The organism is Peteryoungia wuzhouensis (assembly GCF_003205195.1).
GTDB classification, from domain to species: Bacteria; Pseudomonadota; Alphaproteobacteria; order Rhizobiales; family Rhizobiaceae; genus Allorhizobium; species Allorhizobium wuzhouense.
In genome coordinates this window covers 25,610-42,017 of record NZ_QJRY01000003.1, presented here as the reverse complement: position 1 = coordinate 42,017, position 16,408 = coordinate 25,610, and the positions used below count along the sequence as shown (strand labels likewise).

The 16,408-nt window shown below is 63.9% G+C and carries 11 protein-coding genes; 7 read left to right on the top strand and 4 right to left on the bottom strand.

Annotated features, from left to right (window positions below):
- Positions 1 to 61 precede the first annotated feature (61 nt).
- The 7 genes from DMY87_RS09385 (at position 62) to DMY87_RS09355 (ending at position 9,269) form a co-directional block, all read left to right on the top strand.
- Positions 62 to 1,345, top strand: a complete 1,284-nt coding sequence (locus DMY87_RS09385) for an AGE family epimerase/isomerase (RefSeq protein WP_110791063.1) — start codon at positions 62 to 64, stop codon at positions 1,343 to 1,345.
- Complete coding sequence (locus DMY87_RS09380) at positions 1,345 to 2,877, top strand: phosphomannomutase (RefSeq protein ID WP_110791062.1); 1,533 nt, start codon at positions 1,345 to 1,347, stop codon at positions 2,875 to 2,877. Before DMY87_RS09385 ends, DMY87_RS09380 begins: the two co-directional genes overlap by 1 nt.
- A gap of 29 nt (positions 2,878 to 2,906) precedes the next feature.
- Positions 2,907 to 3,383, top strand: coding sequence for a Ros/MucR family transcriptional regulator (locus DMY87_RS09375; RefSeq protein ID WP_110791061.1), 477 nt, complete (start codon positions 2,907 to 2,909; stop codon positions 3,381 to 3,383).
- A complete protein-coding gene (locus DMY87_RS09370) occupies positions 3,380 to 5,230 on the top strand; it encodes a type I secretion system permease/ATPase (protein ID WP_110791060.1) in 1,851 nt (616 codons plus the stop codon). The genes DMY87_RS09375 and DMY87_RS09370 overlap by 4 nt, the downstream gene beginning before the upstream one ends.
- Positions 5,227 to 6,522, top strand: coding sequence for an HlyD family type I secretion periplasmic adaptor subunit (locus DMY87_RS09365; RefSeq protein ID WP_110791059.1), 1,296 nt, complete (start codon positions 5,227 to 5,229; stop codon positions 6,520 to 6,522). Before DMY87_RS09370 ends, DMY87_RS09365 begins: the two co-directional genes overlap by 4 nt.
- Before the next feature lie 414 nt (positions 6,523 to 6,936).
- Positions 6,937 to 7,386: a hypothetical protein gene (locus tag DMY87_RS09360; protein ID WP_110791058.1), complete on the top strand. Its 450-nt coding sequence runs from the start codon at positions 6,937 to 6,939 to the stop codon at positions 7,384 to 7,386.
- A gap of 194 nt (positions 7,387 to 7,580) precedes the next feature.
- Positions 7,581 to 9,269, top strand: a complete 1,689-nt coding sequence (locus DMY87_RS09355; protein WP_110791057.1) for an AMP-binding protein — start codon at positions 7,581 to 7,583, stop codon at positions 9,267 to 9,269.
- Between the two features lie 58 nt (positions 9,270 to 9,327).
- Here the strand turns inward: DMY87_RS09355 and DMY87_RS09350 are convergent, their stop codons facing one another.
- The 4 genes from DMY87_RS09350 to secA all read right to left on the bottom strand — a co-directional run bounded on the left by DMY87_RS09350 (position 9,328) and on the right by secA (position 16,194).
- The gene (locus tag DMY87_RS09350; RefSeq protein ID WP_110791056.1) at positions 9,328 to 10,599 is read right to left on the bottom strand and encodes a GNAT family N-acetyltransferase; all 1,272 of its coding nucleotides are present in this window, start codon (positions 10,597 to 10,599) and stop codon (positions 9,328 to 9,330) included.
- On the bottom strand, positions 10,596 to 11,990 hold the full coding sequence (locus DMY87_RS09345; RefSeq protein ID WP_110791055.1) for a lipopolysaccharide biosynthesis protein: 1,395 nt from the start codon (positions 11,988 to 11,990) through the stop codon (positions 10,596 to 10,598). The genes DMY87_RS09350 and DMY87_RS09345 overlap by 4 nt, the downstream gene beginning before the upstream one ends.
- 60 nt (positions 11,991 to 12,050) lie before the next feature.
- Positions 12,051 to 13,256, bottom strand: coding sequence for an acyltransferase family protein (locus tag DMY87_RS09340; RefSeq protein ID WP_110791054.1), 1,206 nt, complete (start codon positions 13,254 to 13,256; stop codon positions 12,051 to 12,053).
- A 235-nt stretch (positions 13,257 to 13,491) separates the two neighbouring features.
- Positions 13,492 to 16,194, bottom strand: a complete 2,703-nt coding sequence (gene secA, locus DMY87_RS09335; protein ID WP_110791053.1) for a preprotein translocase subunit SecA — start codon at positions 16,192 to 16,194, stop codon at positions 13,492 to 13,494.
- Positions 16,195 to 16,408 lie beyond the last annotated feature (214 nt).

The window sequence follows — 16,408 nt, the reverse complement described above, 5'->3', positions numbered from 1 at the left end:
ACGACGGACCGATTAATTGATTGGTAACGATAAGCTCCTTCCGAATGGGTGGAGTGAGAGCATGCGCACCAATGCAGTCTCGAATAGATTCAATCTTGGTTCCGATAGCAATTTTACACTGACTCTCGAAGACGCCGGTATGCAATTTCGGCGGATGCTTTTTGAAGATATACTCCCTCTCTGGTCGACTGTCGGCATAGATCGCGTTCGAGGCGGGTTTTGCGAAAGTATTTCCCGCGAGGGACGCATTCCGACCTCGGCCCGGCGTGTGCGGGTGACTGCGCGGCAGGTCTACAGCTTCTGCGAGGCGGCGCGGCTGGGCTGGAACAAGACAGCGGCGGCAGCGTGTTTGCGGCACGGCTATCGCTTCCTTCTCAATTACAGTGCACCGGACGGGTTGCTGTTTCATGGGCTCAGCGACGACGACGCGCTGGTCGATCAGGACCATCACCTCTACGATCAGGCGTTTCTGCTGTTTGCCTATGCGCATTCCTTCGCCCATCTCCAGGACGAGGATTATCGGCGGCGGGCGATGCTGACCTTGGCGAGCCTGCGCGAACGGCTCGGGCATCACGCCGGCGGCTTCAAGGACCACACGTCGACACCCTATCCGCTGCGCTCGAACCCGCACATGCATCTGCTCGAGGCAGCGCTGGCCTGGATGGCTGTCGATGCCAATCCGGTGTGGCGGATGCTCGCCGACGAGATCGTGGCTCTGTTCAAGAGCCGTTTCTATGATCCCGAGCACGGGGTCGTCCGGGAGTATTTCACCGCCGACTGGGATCCGATCGATGAGGACGGGCGGTCACGCATCGAGCCCGGGCACAATTTCGAATGGGCCTGGCTGCTGATCCGCTGGTCACAGGCGACCGGCGGCAAGATCGGTGACCGGGCGGAACGGATGGTCGCTTTCGCCGAGCAGCACGGCGTCGATCCCGGCCGCCGGGTTGCCGTGAACGAAGTCTGGTCGGACGGTCTGATCGCCGATGGTACGGCGCGGCTCTGGCCACAGACAGAGCGGCTGAAGGCCTGGCTTGCGCTGGCCGAAATCCGCGAGGGCGAAGAGCGGTGGCTCGCCGAGCAGAATGCGCTGGAGGCCTGCCATGGCCTGCTCGCCTATCTCGACGTCGATGCGCGCGGCACCTGGCATGACGTGATGCTGGAGGACGGAAGCTTCAAGACAGGCCCGGCCCCGGCCAGCTCGCTCTACCACATCATCTGTGCACTTGGCGAACTCGCGCGCTACCTGCAGCGGCAGTCCGGCCTCGGCGTGCTGGATCGGGGTCTCGACCGCGGTGAGGTGCAGCCGAAGATGCCGGCGGGCATCGTGATGGGGATGTCGTGATGGATGCCGTTTCCTCGCTTGCTCATCCGTCGCCGACCTCCACCTATCCCGCCCAGGGGGCCGGTCCTACAGCCCTTCCCGAGGGGCTGAAATTCGGAACCTCCGGCCTCAGGGGGCTTGTGACCGAGCTGGTCGGTCTGCCGTCACGCGCCTATGCACTCGGGTTCGTTCGCCATGCGCTGTCGCTCGCGCCGCAGACCCGGCAGGTGCTTGTTGGCCGTGACCTCAGGTCCAGCAGCCCTGAAATTTCGCAGGATTGCCGTGCGGCGATCCAGCATGCGGGGCTGATGGCGGTGGATTGCGGCGCCGTGCCGACACCCGCGCTGGCGCTGGAAGCGATCCGGCGTGGTTGCCCGGCAATCATGGTGACGGGAAGCCATATCCCCGATGATCGCAATGGGCTGAAATTCTATCTGCCGCAGGGCGAGATTTCCAAGGCGGACGAGATGGCGATCGCGGCGCAAGTGGCGTTGCTCGACGATCCGGCGCTTGAAAACCTGGCGCAGGGGGAGATCATTGGCGACGGACAGGCCGCTTCGATCAATGCGGCCTATATCGGCCGTTATGTCGACGTGTTCGGGTCGCGGAGCCTGAAGGGCCGGCGCGTTGCCGTCTATCAGCACAGTTCGGTGGCGCGCGACCTGCTCGTCGACCTCCTGCGCGCCCTCGGTGCCGAGGTGGAGCCGGTCGGCCGGGCCGCGCGCTTCATCCCGGTCGATACGGAAGCGCATGAGCCGGAGCTGGTGGCCTATATCGCGGAAGTGGCCCTGGCCGGGCGGTTCGACGCCGTGGTCTCGACGGACGGCGATGCGGATCGCCCCCTTGTTGCCGACGAAACGGGCGCGATCCTGCGTGGTGACGTCGTCGGTCTTCTGGCGGCCAAGCTTCTCGGTTTTCAGACCATCGTTACACCGGTGACCTCCGGCAGCGTGATCGAGCGCTCCGGTATCACCGCTGACGTGGTGCGGACACGTGTCGGCTCGCCTTTCGTCATCGCCGCGATGGAGGCAGCCGCCCTCTCCGGCAAGACCGGGATCATCGGCTTCGAGGCGAATGGCGGCACGCTGCTCGGCTCGGACGGCATCTGGCAGGGCCGCGCGCTCAGCCGGCTGCCCACGCGCGATGCGGTGCTGCCGATTTTGGCCGGACTGCTGCTTGTTGCGCAATCGGGGCGCCCGCTTTCGGCCATTGTCGGCGATCTGCCGGTGGGACACGCGATGGCGGACCGGCTGAAGGATGTTGCCTCCGCCCAGTCGCAGGACTTTCTCGGCCGTCTCTCGCAGGACGAAGCCTTTGCGCAGACCTATTTCGACCCCGTGGGCAGCATACGCTCGGTCGACCGGCTGGACGGCATCCGTTTCGACCTGAAAGACGGTGCCGTCGTGCATTACCGGGCCTCCGGCAATGCACCGGAATTGCGATGCTATGTCGAAGCCCAGACCAAGGCGCGTGCATCCGACCTGCTCGCCTGGGGCCTCGAAGCCGCGCGTATCCAGCTCGACAGCAAGCGACACTTGCCCATTCAACGCTAATTCCGGGGCGGCAGAAATGCTGTGCGACAATGCAAAGAGACCTACTGCCGGAGGAGCCTCCTGAGGGAGCGACCGACGATATTTCCCCGGAAAGTGCCGTTGCGCTGACCGTCAATCTGGTGCGGGCCTATGTGGCCAATCACATCGTGCCGCCCACGCAGCTGGCCAGCCTTCTGGAGCAGACGCACAGGACGGTCTTGAGCCTGTCCAATCTCAGGCCGGAGCCACCGGAGGGCAGCGTTCCTTTCGTTGCGCCGGGCGCGGAGCGGCTGGTCTGCCTGGAATGCGGCAAGGCGTTCCGGGCGCTCAAACGGCATCTGTCTGCGCAACACCAGCTGACGCCCGAGGAGTATCGCATGCGGTGGAACCTGCCGCCGGATCATCCGGTCACGTCGCCGGCCTATGCGGCCCAGCGCTCGAACATGGCCAAGGCGACAGGGCTCGGCAAACGCCAGCGGGGGCGGCCGCGCAAGGCCCGCCTGCAGGACGGGGAGGGGCAGGCATGAGCCGGCCTTTGTCGTCGACCGTTTCCCTGCCCCCATCCACGGGGTCTCAGCGTCCCTGGCTTCGGGAAGCGCTTTCCCGGTGCCGCAGTGCGCTTGTCGGTGTCGCTCTGATCAGTGCCCTGATCAATGTGCTCTTCCTCAGCGGTCCGCTGTTCATGCTGGAAGTCTATGACAGGGTGCTGCCCAGCCGCAGTGTCCCGACACTGGTTTCTCTGTTGGTGATCCTGGTCGGTCTCTATGCCTGTCAGGGTTTGCTGGACCTGCTGCGCAACCGGATCCTCGCCCGTGTCGGCGCCTATGTCGACAGCATGGCCAGCGAAGCCTGTTTCGCCATGACGGCGGCAGGTCCGCTCAAATCGCGCACGAGCGCGGAGGGGCTGCAGCCGCTGCGCGACATGGACCAGATCCGCGCCTTCCTGGGCGGACCAGGTCCCAGCGCGCTCTTCGACCTGCCGTGGATCCCGCTTTATATGCTGATCTGCTTCGTCTTCCATTTCTGGATCGGCATGGCGGCGCTGACCGGCGCGCTTGTCCTGCTCTGCCTGACGCTGGCGACCGATCTGTCGTCGCGCCGAACCTCGCTTACGGCGACCGTGCTGTCGATGCAGAAATCGAGCATGGCGGAGGCGACATCGCGCAATGCGGAGGCGGTGCGGGTTCTCGGCATGGTGCCGCATCTGTCGGCCCGCTGGTCCGGACTCAACGGCGCCTTCGTCGATACCCAGCTTTCACTGAGCGACGTCGCATCGGGTTTCGGGGCCATGTCGAAAGCGTTCCGGATGTTCCTGCAGTCGGCGATCCTGGCGCTTAGCGCCTTCCTGTTCATCAAGGGCGAAGTGAGCTCGGGCATGATCGTGGCCAGCGGTATTCTGGTGTCGCGGGCGTTGGCGCCGGTCGAGGTGTCGATCGCGCATTGGCGTACCTTCATCGCGGCAAGCCAGAGCTGGCGTCGTCTGAGCAAGACCTTTGGCGGGCAGGCCCCTGCCGAGCGGCTGGCCCTGCCGGCGCCGGTTGCGCGGCTCGATGTAGACAGTCTGGCGGTCGCGGCTCCCGGCAGCTCCAGCCTGATCCTGCAGAAGGCTGGCTTCAGCCTGCAGGCGGGATCGGCGCTGGCGGTGGTCGGGCCGAGTGCGGCAGGCAAGTCGACCCTGGCGCGGGTCCTGGTCGGCGCATGGCCGGCAACGCGGGGCTCGATCCGGCTTGACGGAACGCTGCTCGACCATTTCGACCCGCAGATGCTCTCCCGGCATATCGGATACCTGCCGCAGGATCTGGAACTTCTGTCCGGCAGCGTTGCGGAAAATATTGCCCGCTTCGACGCGGCGGCAACGAGCGAGGCGATCATCGCTGCGGCGCGCACAGCGGGTGTGCACGAGATGATCCTGCGCCTGCCCGATGGTTATGACACGCAGATCGGGGAAGGCGGCAATGTGCTGTCAACCGGCCAGCGGCAGCGCATCGGTCTGGCGCGGGCGCTTTATGGAGATCCCTTCCTTGTGGTGCTGGACGAGCCGAATTCCAACCTCGACCAGGCGGGCGAGGCGGCGCTGACATCGGCCATCCGCCATGTGCGTGCCCGGGGCGGGATCGCCATCGTCATCGCCCATCGGGCCAGCGCGCTTGATGCCTGCGATCAGGTCATGCTGGTGAGCGACGGACAGACGCAGATGCTGGAGCGCAAGCGCGACCTGATCCGTCCGGTGCCGGCTTCGCCGCATCCGGCTGCCGCTGCGGCAGATAGCGCGGAGAGGCATGATGAAACCGGTGATGCGGGAATACGAGACGCGGGCGCCATTGCCACCGGCTCGACCGGAGATCGGCGTCTCGTGATGGGAGAACGGGCATGAGTTCGGAACGCTCCCGTCTGCTCGCGCGCTCCATCCACAGCAATCTCTTGCTGGCGACCGCAGCGCTTGCCTTGCTGACGACGGGGGGCGGCGTTGCGGCCACCGTCGAGATATCAGGGGCGGTCATTGCCGGCGGAACGGTGGTGGTCAATTCCGAGGTGAAGAAGGTCCAGCATCCGGCGGGTGGAACGGTCGCCGAAATCCTGGTGTCGAACGGGCAGCGGGTGCGGGCCGGCGATGTCGTGGCACGGCTCGACGCGACGGTGGCCGCGGCCAATCTCGCGATCGTCAGCAATTCGCTGGACGAGCTGGTGGCGAAACGGGCGCGGCTGCTGGCGGAGCGAGACGGGCAGGCAACCATCACATTCGATGCCGAACTGCTGGGGCGCAGCCAGGATGAGGGCGTCCAGCATATCCTGACGAACGAGACACGGGCCTTTGCCCTGCGTCGAGAGGCGCGCGAAGGGCAGAAGGCCCAGCTGCAGGAACGCATCGTGCAGCTCAGTGAGCAGGTGACCGGTCTCGAAGAGCAGGCGACGGCGATGGACGTGCAGGTCGATCTCGCCCGCAAGGATCTCGCGCTTGCCCAGAAGATGTGGACGCAGAAGCTGGTGCAGTATTCCCGCCTCAACACGGCGCAGCGGGAAAAGGCCGACCTCGATGGCGAACTGGCCGGGATCCGGGCGAGCATCGCCCAGGCGAAAGCGCGAATTTCCGAAACCAATCTGGAAATCTTCCAGATCGATCAGCAATTGCGCGGCGATGTGGCGAAAGAGCTGAACGACGTCAGTTCGTCGCTGTCGGAGCTGAAGGAGCGCAAGGTCGCTGCGGAAGACCAGTTGCGGCGGCTGGATATCCGGGCCCCACAGGACGGGACGATCCATCAACTCAGCATTCACACGATCGGCGGGGTCATTCTGGCGCAGGAAACGCTGATGCTGATCGTGCCGCAATCGGACCTGCTGGTGGCGGATGTGCGGATTTCGCCGCAAGACATCGATCAGGTGCATATGGGGCAAAGCGCCTTCCTGCGTTTCTCCGCCTTCAACCAGCGCCTGACGCCGGAGTTGAAGGGCACGGTCGAGCGGATCTCCCCGGACCTTATTGTCGATCCGCAGAGTCGTGCTGCTTATTACGAGGCGCGGCTGACGCTGGAGCATGACGGCAAGGATCTGGCATTGAAACCGGGCATGCCGGTCGAGGCCTTCCTGCGCACCACGGATCGAACCGTCGGCTCCTATCTCACCAAGCCCTTTACCGACTTCTTCTCGAAGGCCTTTCGGTCTGAATGAGGCGTCGATTGGGCAGGATACGGGCTGTCCGAGCCGGGGCCGTCAGCGGTTGGCAGGTGCGGTTTTGCGGGGGACAGCATGCCGTTGCGCGTCCGTCGCTGGGCAGGTTCCGATGCGTTGGGCGGGTTTGTATTCGGGGGCTGGGGCTGAGCGGCAGCGCGTACGGGGGATGATGCGTGAGCTGGAGTTCGGCTGAGGTTCCGGTCGGACGCGGTGCGCAGGTTTGGCCAGGTGTGGCCAAGGATCTGGAAATCGGGAGGGGCGGCTCGCGGGGCGTCGGCATTTTGCCTTCCGGTTGAAGGGATGGTGGCAAGCTGCTAGAGACGGCGACAGTGCGGCTTTGCGGTTTTGCAGCGCGTGGCCGCCTTCGGTGCTGTGACGCCGAAACACCCGATTTCAACGGAAGGCACTGGCATGACGACGTCCGGCAAGAAAATCCGTATCCCGCAGCCCGTCCTGCAGGTGAGCGTGGATGCGGCGTTGCTGCCGAAATCCCCGGTGAAGCCGGCAGGTGCCTCGGCTGCTCCCGGCTCGGACGGCAAGGCCCGCATCAATATTGTTGCTCCGATCGCGCCCAAGGCCGTGGCCTTGCGCCAGAACCTGCGGCAGCAATCGGTCAAGGCTGCCGTTGCCCGTGTGGACGCGGCCATCGAAGCCAATACGGTTTCGCCGACCGAGGCCAAGGCTCTGGTGCTGGCTCTGGCGGAGAAGATCGTCGGTCCAGGTGCTGCTGCCGAAAAGTGGTATCGCAGCCATCACCTTGCTGCGTTTGGCGGTCGCACACCGGCCCAGATGGTGCGCGCGGGCGAGCTGCCGGCGCTGGTTGCTCATATGAAAGGCGACGCGGCCAAGCCGAAGGGCTGAGGTTGCGATCACCGATCCGGATGCCGGCGCGTCAACAGGTTGCGATCTCCAGGCCGACTGGTCGCTGGGCGTTGATTGCAGTGTCCCTTGCCCCTCATGTTCCCCGCACCCCGTTTACGCTGTTGCGGGACAAAGATTGTGCAGGTGCGAGATGGATGTTAGCACAGCCGGCATGAGGACACGGACCCCTTGCCATGCTGCTGACGCCTCGCGATAGCTTTGACGATCTTCGCCGCGATTTCCGTTGGGAAATCCCTGCCGATTTCAACATCGGGCGGGTGGTGGCCGATGACTGGGCGGCGCGCGTGCCGGATCAGGTCTGCCTTGAGCATTTTTCCCCGGATGGCCGTCATCTGTCGATGACCTATGGTGTGCTATCGGCGCAATCGTCGCGGTTTGCCCATGCGCTGACCGGGCTCGGAGTGCGGCGCGGTGACCGGGTGGCGCTTCTCCTGCCGCAATGTTTCGAGACGGTCATTGCCCATGTGGCGATCTACAAGATGGGAGCGATCGCGCTACCGCTGGCGCTCTTGTTTGGCGAAGAGGCGCTGGAATATCGGCTGAAGGATGCGGGTACCAGCGTTGTCGTCACCAACACGTTCGGCCTGTCGCGGCTCCAGCCGATCCGGGCTCAGCTCACGGACTTGCGCGAGATCGTGTCGATTGACGGGCAAGGCGATGGTGTGCTCGGCTTTGCCGAACTTCTCGACGGCCGGCCTTCGGTCTTCGACGTGGTCGACAGCGGACCGGATGAGCCGGCCTTGATGATCTATACCTCGGGCACCACCGGGCCGCCGAAGGGTGCGCTGCATGGGCACCGGGTGCTGGCCGGGCATATTCCCGGTTTCCAGCTGGCGCATGAATTCCTACCGCAGCCGGGCGACAAGATCTGGACGCCGTCCGACTGGGCCTGGGCGGGCGGGTTGCTCAATGCGTTGTTGCCGGCGCTGATGCTCGGCGTGCCGGTCGTTTCGTCGCCGGCGCAGAAGTTCGATCCGCATATGGCCTTCCGGATCATGGCCGAGATGAAAGTGCGCAATGCCTTCATTCCGCCGACGGCGCTGAGGCTCTTGAAGGCGGTGGAGAACCCGCGGGCGCAGTATGATCTTGTCCTGCGCAGCATCGGATCCGCCGGTGAGTCGCTCGGGCGCGAAACCTATGAATGGGTGAAATCGGCGCTCGGCATCGTGCCCAACGAGTTTTACGGCCAGACGGAATGCAATTTCGTGCTGTCTTCGGCGGCGCATCTGGGTGTCACGAAGGGCGGCTTCATCGGCAAGGCCGTGCCGGGGCATGAGGTCGCGATCATTGATGACGCCGGTCGCGTGCTGCCGGCTGGCGAGACGGGGCAGGTGGCGGTGCGCCGGCCGGATCCGGTGATGTTCCTCGGCTACTGGAACAATCCCGAGGCGACCGAGGGAAAGTTCGTCGGCGACTGGATGAAGACCGGGGATCTCGGGCGGCAGGACGAGGAGGGCTATGTGCAGTTCTTCGGCCGCGACGACGATGTGATCACCTCGTCCGGTTACCGCATCGGGCCGGCGGAAATCGAGGATTGCCTGAGCGGCCATCCGGCGGTTCGGCTGGCGGCAGTGATCGGCAAGCCGGATCCGCTCCGGACCGAAATCGTCAAGGCCTTCGTCGTGTTGCAGCCGGGTTTCGCGCCGGGCGAGGCGCTCGCTTCAGAGATCCGCGATTGGGTGAAACACAGGCTGTCGATGCATGAATATCCGCGCGAGATCGACTTCGTCGGAGAGTTGCCGCTGACCACCAGCGGCAAGGTGATCCGGCGGTTTCTGCGGGATGGCGAGATCGCCAAGGCTAAGCCAGAGCGGGCAAACATGGGTGTCGATTCCGTGCCCGCATCCGCGCGCAGAGGCTGAAACCGACGGTCTTCGGCAGCAATCTCTTGACCTTTAGAAGCCGTGCCTGGATCGGCGATCAGCCGCCGAAGCGTCTGTTCAGCACCTTGTCGCGCAGGATGCGGGCGATGTTGCGGGTGTTGCGGTACATGTGCAGCTGCGCGCCGACCTGACGGACGTCGCGGTCGGTATTGGTGCGCAGGCCGATGACCAGTGTGCCCATCGGTTCGCGTTCCTTCCAGAAACGCGCCATGATCGGATGGTCGGGCATGGCGCAACTGTCCGTGCGCTGGATGTTGGCGTCGTCGAGATGCCATTCCGTGAGGTCTGCGACCAGCAGCTTGCCCGGCGAATAGCGGGCATAGGTTTCGTCGAAGGCGGTCTTCCAGGTATAGGCTTCGCCCGCCATGATGAAGACGACCATTGAGGCGATGGCGCGACCGTTGAGATCGAGCGTGTGGATGCGGACCTGGTCGGCTTCGGCGAGATTGGTGATCGCTTCGCGGGCAAAGGCGGCGCGCAGGCGGTCATTGACCATGGCCGAGCGCTTGCGACCTTTCCAGCCGCTTGCTTCCAGGGCCAGGAATTCCTCCATGCGCAGGCGGATTTCCTCGGGCTGGCGGGCAACGTTGTAGATCACGGGGCCGAGTTCGGACAGAAGGCGGAACTGGCGACGCATCTCGCGCAGGTGGTTCTTGTTGAGCGTGCCGCGCAGATAGGTCTCGCCGTCCTCCAGGCTTTCCAGCATGGGGCGCTCGTAAGCATTGGTCACCGTCAGCGGCAGATCACGACCGATGGCGACGGCGCGGGCGAGCTGGGCAAAGCGGCCTTCCAGCCGCAGATCCGGCAGCACGATGACCCCGGGCAGCTTTGTTTCCGCGCGGCCAATCACCTCCAGAAGATTGTCAAACGTTTCGGCGGCACCCTCGGCGTCGACCAGCGGCGTGCCAAGCGGACCAAAGGGGTTCGACCAGACCCGTAGGATCGAGGGGCCGACGGAGAAGCCGGGCTTCTCGATCGAATAGGGAAAGAGCATGCGCAGGCGCGAACGGCGCTCGTCCTCGTCCCTGATGACGGCAAGCCGGATCTGGCGCTCTTCCAGCCGCGGCATGGCCGGTGCCAGGAAGCGCGGGGCGAAGAAGACATTGGCTTCCATCACCCGATAGGTCAGGTGGTCCAGCTCGTCCTGCAGGTCATAACCCATCTGGCCGGGATAGATGCTGAGGCGGCGGCCGGGGCGGCCCACCGCATATTCGGCTTCAGCGCCATGGCGCATGTCGCCGCCCGTCAGGCTGCCGATCAGGCGGTTCGCGCCGCTGTTCATGCTTTCTGTGTAAACGCGATCGGTCATGCGGCTTTCGCCTCCATCCTGCGCATCAGGGCGAGCGGGTCGGCGAAGGCAAAGACGACGACGCCGAGGGCGCGACGCACGGCGAGGTGCAGCAGCAAAGCTTCGACGGCCATGGCCGATGCCGTGGCCGTTGCGGCGCCGGCGAGGCCGAGATGGGGTATCAGCGTCACGTTGAGGCCGATATTCGTGGCAAGTGCCAGGAAATAGACCCCGACGCAGAGTTTCTGCCGTCCGGCCATGGTGAGCAACATTTCAGCCGGGCCCACCATGGCTTTCGCCATGTTGCCGGCAAAGAGGATGACCATCAGCATGTAACCGGCCGTGAAGGCGGGACCGAACATGGCGAGCAGGAATTCTCCTGATAGAAGCACGACCGCGCCAACAGCAAGCGAGGGCCAGAAGGTCCAGCGAGCGGCCGTGCCGGCAAAGGCCGCGAGCCCCGTCCGGTCGCCTTCCGCCATCAGGGCTGAGAAGCGCGGGGTGGCGCCGGCCTTGACGGCGAAGAAGACGAACTGGACGAGCGCCATGGTCTTGGCAGCTGCGAAATAGACGGCGACCTGATCGGGGGGAAGGTAAAAACCGACCACGATGACATCGGAATTGGTCAGCAGGAAGCCGAAACCTTCAATCAGGAAGATCGGAAAAGCGACCCGGAACCAGGCGAGGAAATCGATCTTGCGCGCACCTTTTTCGTAGCGGCGCACCAGGCGGCGGTCGATGGTGAGAAACTGGCCGAGCGTGGTGACGTAAGTGGCAGCCAGAGCGGCCTGCAGGGCTGTGGTGGCCGTTGCCGGCGCGCCGAGGCTGACGGCCGTCAGCATGAAGACGAGGATCAGCGTCGGACGGATGATGTAGGTCGGGCTCATGGCCACCACCGGCCAGCGATTGGCACGTGCGGTGCCGTCGAGCACGTCGCCGAGCGCAATCATCGGCAGGGCGAAAAGGGCGAGGAAGAGGGGGACGAGGTAGTAGGCCTCGATCTTGTCGCCGAAGACATGCAGGGCAGCCAGACCGATGAGCACGAAGGTGCTGGCGCTCAGCATGGCAAAGACGCGGGCGGTCATGGTCAGGCCGCGGATCTCCGCTTCCGCCTTGTCGAGATCGTATTGCGGCAGGAAGCGGATGAGAGCGGTGGGGAAGCCGAGGCAGGAGAAATTGCCGGCGAGCACGACCAGCACCCAGACGAAGACGAAGATGCCATATTCGAACTCGCCCATCAGGCGGGCCTGGATGATCTGCGAGACGAAGGCTATGGCGGCGCTGAAGATGCGGATGGCGAAGGCGACCATGGCCATCAGCCGGGCACGGGACTGGTCGTCTTCAGCACGGAGCGCGCGGGCCAGAACCTGACCTGCGGGCAACCATTTCTCCGCTGCTTCCAGAACAGTCATCGTGACAAACGCAATACTTCTCACAGGGACGGGCGTGATCTGAGTGTTGACACATCAGGGTTAACGAAGTGTGCCCTCAACGGGGGTAGCCGATGCCGTCGTGGTGGTTCCGGGCCGCAGCGGGAGGCCGTTGAACAGGAAGAGTGCCAGGCGACTTTTGCGCAGAATCCTGTGCGCACCGTAGGACAGGCTGAGTGTCAGCAGGCAGACGATCGCGAACTCCAGCACGGGTGGCCAGGGGGCCAGCAGAAAGAGCGTGACCAGGGCATAGATCAGCGGATGATGCAGGAGGTAGATGGTGAAGGAGGCATCGACAATGCGGTCGACCGAGCGGTTCGGCCGGTTCCAGAAGCGGCTGGCACAGCCGATCAGAACGGCGCTCATCAGGATGGCGGCGAGCCCGTCGGCGGCATTGTAGAGGATTTCGAGGACCAGACCTGTTCTGCCCCGCAGCAGGGAGGCGGCGATGGCGGCAGCCGTTGCGGTGAGAGGCAAGATCCAGCCACCCTGCCAGACGAGGGTCGGACGCAGTTCCGGCACGGCGCGCAGGGCGACGCCCAGCAGAAAGAAGGGCAGATATCGCAGATAGGGATCGACCCCATGGGCCAGCAGGAAGGCAAGGCCCGATGGCTTTGCGAGGAAATAGGAATGCGACAGGGCGATCGCGATTTCCCAGGTCATGGCGAAGGCGAGGACTGCCGGAAGAAGAAGCATGCGGCGCTGGGCCAAAGCGTCTCCTGCCTGGCGAAGATGCCGGCTTGAGCCGGTTGCCTGGACCAATGCCAGGGCGAGTGCAACCAGCGTGCTATAGGCCAGAAGTGCGGGCAGGAACCAAAGATGCATGATCCAGCCGAAGCCCGGATGGGTGACGTCGTAAGCTGCCCGGTGCATGGCCTGAGGCATGGACAGGGCGCCGTTCAGGGCATCCTTCAGGTCGACGAAAAAGAGTTGCGGCGGAGCGAGCAGGACGAGGCCGGTGAGGAAGGGGACGCCGAGGCGGACGAAACGGCCACGCAGCCACTGCAAAGGCGGGCGACGGGCGAGCAGCATGGCGGCGAAATAGCCGGCGACCATGAAGAAAGCCGGCATGCGGAAGGTGACGAGGAAGCCGCTGAGAAAGGTCAGGGTCTCGCTTTTGTCGAGCGACTGCACATCCCAGAGAACCCGCGTGTTGTAGGCCATGGCCGCGTGATAGGGGATACCGAGCAGCATCAGAAGCGCCCGCAGGGAATCCCAGTGATGCTCGCGTTCCGCCATACCTGACATGGCTTCGCTCCCGTAGGGGACCGCACTGGAAAGCCAGTCGCCCCGATCTCGGGCGGCACTCTTGCAGGTAAAGGTTTAGAAACCATCAAGCGGGAGATGACGCGGCCGCTGAGGGCGCCGAGGCCCTTTCCCGCTCAGGCCTCGTTTCGTCACCCATCTCAAATGCGAAACGCCCGCGCTGGCAGGCACGGGCGTTCCGAAATCGGGTTGAAACCGTTGAAACGGCCTTTCTCGATCAGGCGCTTTCGAAGGCGCCGTGGCAGTGCTTGTACTTCTTGCCGGAACCACAGGGGCAGGCCTCGTTGCGACCGACGGTGCCCCAGGTCGTGGGATCCTGCGGATTACGGTCCTGCGGCGGAACCTGGGCGCCTTCGGCAAAGTCGTCCTCGCCGGTGGTGGCATCAAGGTGGTGGCCTTCCATGACCGGCGGCGGAGTCGGGGCAGGCGGGGCTTCACGGACCAGTTCCACACGCGACATCTGCGTGGTCACGGCGTCGCGCAGGTTGGCGAGCAGGGCCTGGAAGAGTTCGAAGGCTTCGGCCTTGTATTCCTGCAATGGATCGCGCTGGGCATAGCCGCGGAAGCCGACGACCGAGCGCAGATGGTCGAGGTTGACGATGTGCTCGCGCCACAGGTTGTCGATGGTCTGCAGGACGACGGAGCGCTCGACATAGGCCATCAGCTCTGCGCCGAAGCGCTCTGCCTTGTCGGCATAGGCCTTGTCGGCGGCTTCCATGATGCGGTTGTAGATGTCGTCCTCGGCGATGCCTTCTTCGGCCGCCCAGGCCTCGATCGGCAGGTCGAGGTTGAGGGTCGCGGCGACCTTCTGCTTCAGGCCGGCGACGTCCCACTGCTCGACATAAGCCGTTTCGGGGATATGAATGCCGACCATGGTCTCGATGACTTCGTGGCGCATGTCGGTCACGGTTGCGGATACATCAGGCGCATCCATCAGCTCGATGCGCTGCTCGAAGATGACCTTGCGCTGGTCGTTGATGACGTCGTCATACTTCAAGAGGTTCTTGCGGATGTCGAAGTTGCGGGCTTCGACCTTCTTCTGGGCGCGTTCGAGTGCCTTGTTGATCCAGGGGTGAACAATGGCTTCGCCATCTTTCAGGCCGAGCTTCTGCAGCATGCCGTCCATGCGGTCGGAGCCGAAGATGCGCATCAGGTCGTCCTGGAGCGACAGGTAGAACTTCGAGCGGCCCGGGTCGCCCTGACGGCCGGAGCGGCCGCGCAGCTGGTTGTCGATGCGGCGGCTTTCGTGGCGTTCGGTGGCGATGACGTAGAGGCCACCGGCTTCGAGCGACTTCTGCTTCAGGGCGGCGATTTCAGCCTTGATGGCTTCGGCCTTGGCATCGCGCTCCGGACCCGGCTCCATTTCGGCCAGTTCGTGCTCGAGGCGCATTTCGAGGTTGCCGCCGAGCTGGATGTCGGTACCACGGCCAGCCATGTTGGTGGCGATCGTGACGGCACCGGGAACGCCGGCCTGGGAGACGATATAGGCTTCCTGCTCGTGGTAGCGGGCGTTCAGGACCTTGAAGTCCTTGAAGCCGGACTGGCTGAGCATGGTGGCCAGAAGCTCGGATTTTTCGATCGAGGTGGTGCCGACGAGAACCGGCTGGTTGCGCTCGTTGGCGGCCTTGATCTCCTCGATGATCGCCTTGAACTTTTCCTCGAAGGTCCGGTAGACCTCGTCGTCCTCGTCAATACGCTTGATCGGCAGGTTGGTCGGGACTTCGACCACTTCGAGGCCGTAGATATTGGCGAATTCTTCGGCTTCCGTAGCCGCCGTCCCGGTCATGCCGGCGAGCTTCTTGTACATGCGGAAGTAGTTCTGGAAGGTGATCGAGGCGAGCGTCTGGTTCTCGGGCTGGATCTGGACCTTTTCCTTGGCTTCGAGCGCCTGGTGCTGGCCTTCCGAATAACGGCGGCCCGGCATCATGCGGCCGGTGAACTCGTCGATGATGACGATTTCGTCGTTGCGGACGATGTAGTCCTTGTCGCGCTGGAAGAGCTTGTGGGCCTTCAGCGCGTTGTTGATGTGGTGGACGATCGCGACGTTCTCGACGTCATAAAGGCTTTCGCCCTTGAGCAGGCCGGCTGCGCGCAGAAGGTTTTCGAGCTTTTCCGTGCCGACTTCGGAGAAGTTGGCCGAGCGCTGCTTCTCGTCGATCTCGTAGTCTTCTTCCGACAGGACCGGGATGAAGGCGTCGATGGTGTTGTAGAGTTCCGAACGGTCGTCGAGCGGGCCGGAGATGATCAGCGGCGTGCGGGCTTCGTCGACGAGGATCGAGTCCACTTCGTCGACGATCGCGAAGTTATGGCCGCGCTGCACCATCTGGGCGCGCTCGTACTTCATGTTGTCGCGCAGATAGTCGAAGCCGAGTTCGTTGTTGGTCGCGTAGGTGATGTCGCAGGCATAGGCTGCGCGGCGTTCGTCGTCGGACAGGCCATGGACGATGACGCCGGTGGTCAGGCCGAGGAAGCCGTACATCTTGGCCATGGTGGCGGCGTCGCGGCGGGCGAGGTAGTCGTTGACGGTCACGACATGCACGCCCTTGCCGGCGAGCGCGTTGAGGTAGACGGCCAGTGTGGCGACCAGCGTCTTGCCTTCGCCCGTCTTCATTTCGGCGATGGAGTTGTCGTTGAGGATCATCGCGCCGATCAGCTGTACGTCAAAAGGACGCATGCCGAGCGCGCGGCGGGAGCCTTCACGGGCCACGGCGAAGGCTGGAACAAGGATGTCGTCAAGCGTCTTGCCGGCGGCGAGCTGAGCACGGAATTCCACCGTCTTTGCTGCCAGTTCTTCGTCGGAGAGCGCCTTCATCTTCTCCTCGAGGGCGGCGATTGCGGCCACCTGAGGCTGATAGGAGCGAACCCGGCGTTCGTTTGACGAGCCGAAAATCTTTCGCGCAAGTCCACCAAGACTGACCATATCGATGGTCCTTTCTGACCTTCGTCATAACGTTGACCCAGTCTTCCGGCCCTTATGAGCACAGAGGAATAGGCGCAATGCGTCCCGAAACTACTCTGGACGCGAGGTTGCGTGACAGATAAGAGGGGGGTCGAATGATGTCAACGGCGCAGGGCGATTGGAAAGACCTGCATTTGTCGGGCGTCTGACAATTTTTTGCCTGATTCGAACGGTC

What these genes read in the sequence shown, in the direction of transcription:
- DMY87_RS09385 (WP_110791063.1), top strand. Translation starts at nt 62, where the DNA reads ATGCGCACCAATGCAGTCTCGAATAGATTCAATCTTGGTTCCGATAGC.
- DMY87_RS09380 (WP_110791062.1), top strand. Translation starts at nt 1,345, where the DNA reads ATGGATGCCGTTTCCTCGCTTGCTCATCCGTCGCCGACCTCCACCTAT.
- DMY87_RS09375 (WP_110791061.1), top strand. Translation starts at nt 2,907, where the DNA reads ATGCAAAGAGACCTACTGCCGGAGGAGCCTCCTGAGGGAGCGACCGAC.
- DMY87_RS09370 (WP_110791060.1), top strand. Translation starts at nt 3,380, where the DNA reads ATGAGCCGGCCTTTGTCGTCGACCGTTTCCCTGCCCCCATCCACGGGG.
- DMY87_RS09365 (WP_110791059.1), top strand. Translation starts at nt 5,227, where the DNA reads ATGAGTTCGGAACGCTCCCGTCTGCTCGCGCGCTCCATCCACAGCAAT.
- DMY87_RS09360 (WP_110791058.1), top strand. Translation starts at nt 6,937, where the DNA reads ATGACGACGTCCGGCAAGAAAATCCGTATCCCGCAGCCCGTCCTGCAG.
- DMY87_RS09355 (WP_110791057.1), top strand. Translation starts at nt 7,581, where the DNA reads ATGCTGCTGACGCCTCGCGATAGCTTTGACGATCTTCGCCGCGATTTC.
- DMY87_RS09350 (WP_110791056.1), bottom strand. Translation starts at nt 10,599, where the DNA reads ATGACCGATCGCGTTTACACAGAAAGCATGAACAGCGGCGCGAACCGC.
- DMY87_RS09345 (WP_110791055.1), bottom strand. Translation starts at nt 11,990, where the DNA reads ATGACTGTTCTGGAAGCAGCGGAGAAATGGTTGCCCGCAGGTCAGGTT.
- DMY87_RS09340 (WP_110791054.1), bottom strand. Translation starts at nt 13,256, where the DNA reads ATGTCAGGTATGGCGGAACGCGAGCATCACTGGGATTCCCTGCGGGCG.
- secA (WP_110791053.1), bottom strand. Translation starts at nt 16,194, where the DNA reads ATGGTCAGTCTTGGTGGACTTGCGCGAAAGATTTTCGGCTCGTCAAAC.